The organism is Saezia sanguinis, assembly GCF_003991585.1.
Classification (GTDB): domain Bacteria; phylum Pseudomonadota; class Gammaproteobacteria; order Burkholderiales; family Burkholderiaceae_C; genus Saezia; species Saezia sanguinis.
The window spans coordinates 1-279 of record NZ_PQSP01000046.1 but is presented as its reverse complement, the minus strand read 5'-3'; the positions used below and the strand labels follow the sequence as shown (position 1 = coordinate 279).

At 72.4% G+C, this 279-nt stretch carries 1 protein-coding gene; it reads left to right on the top strand.

Features of this window, described 5'->3' with window-relative positions; genetic code table 11:
* On the top strand, positions 1 to 279 hold a 279-nt coding region (locus CUZ56_RS15855; protein WP_162615378.1), incomplete at both ends, for a hypothetical protein.

Genomic DNA, 279 nt, shown 5'->3' with positions numbered 1-279 from the left:
GCCCGGTGCAGCGCGCCGGCTGCTCGAGGTGCTGAGCTACCCCGATTCGCTGCGCGCGGCGGTGATCGCACTGACGAGCCGGGTCGTGGTCGTCGACGATCTGGACCGCGCCGCGGAAGTTCTCGCGACCCGTCCCGAGCTGCGGGTCGTCACCCGGGAGGGCGATCTGGCCGGATCCGGCTGGCTGGTCGGCGGATCCGATCGCGCGCCGAGCCGCCTCGAGATCCAGGCCGAAATCGACACCGCCGAAACCGAACTGCGGGCCGCGCAACGCCATGC